At 31.9% G+C, this 1,029-nt stretch carries 1 protein-coding gene; it reads right to left on the bottom strand.

The window, feature by feature from the left end:
- On the bottom strand, positions 1 to 764 hold a 764-nt coding region (locus KA824_RS12795; protein ID WP_210133282.1), incomplete at its 3' end, for a protein rep.
- Between the last annotated feature and the right edge of the window lie 265 nt (positions 765 to 1,029).

The following is a 1,029-nucleotide window of genomic DNA, read 5'->3' as shown; positions in this document are numbered from 1 at the left end:
TTTTCTTCATCATCGGTCATAAAATCCGTATCCTTTACAGGATATTTTGCAGTTTCGTCAATTGCCGATTGTATATCCGATTTATATTTATTTTTCGGTCGAATCATTTGAACTTTTACATTTGGATCATAGTCTAATTTCATTGCCTTTTTCCAAAATTGAATCCATTGTTTTTGATTCACGTAGTTTTCTGTATTCTTAAAATAAGTTGGTTCCACACATACCAATACATGCATGTGCGGATTATAAGAATTATCTTTATTATTTATTGTCACTTCCGTTGCACGCATAAAACCAACAAGATTTTTATTAATTTTTTTATATTGCATCATTCGGCGAAATCCTTGAGCCATATCTGACAAACTCTTATTTAATTCTTCGCCATCATAAACATTTTTAACTGTTAATGTGAGAAACAACCAACGAACTGTTGGCTTTTGTTTAATAACTTCAGCAACAACCTTTTGTGACTGAATGCCATGTTTCATTGCTCTTCTCCAGTTGCACATTGGACAAAGCCTGGATTTACAAAACCACACTCGATACAACTTTCTTTCGCCTGTTTCACGATTTTGTTTATACTCTAATATTTCAGCACAATCTTTTACTCTTTCAGCCTTTTTAAATTCAAGAATATGCAGAAGTTCAAAGTAATCAACATTAGCGATTTTCTTTTCTCTCCATGGTCTCACTTTTCCACTTTTTGTCTTGTCCACTAAAACCCTTGATTTTTCATCTGAATAAATGCTACTATTAGGACACATAATATTAAAAGAAACCCCCATCTATTTAGTTATTTGTTTGGTCACTTATAACTTTAACAGATGGGGTTTTTCTGTGCAACCAATTTTAAGGGTTTTCAATACTTTAAAACACATACATACCAACACTTCAACGCACCTTTCAGCAACTAAAATAAAAATGACGTTATTTCTATATGTATCAAGATAAGAAAGAACAAGTTCAAAACCATCAAAAAAAGACACCTTTTCAGGTGCTTTTTTTATTTTATAAACTCATTCCCTGATC

The sequence above is a fragment of the Staphylococcus sp. GDY8P198P genome (assembly GCF_017891615.1).
GTDB classification, from domain to species: Bacteria; Bacillota; Bacilli; order Staphylococcales; family Staphylococcaceae; genus Staphylococcus; species Staphylococcus cohnii.
Note: the sequence above shows the minus strand (reverse complement) of the source record. Positions and strands in the feature narration are given on the sequence as shown.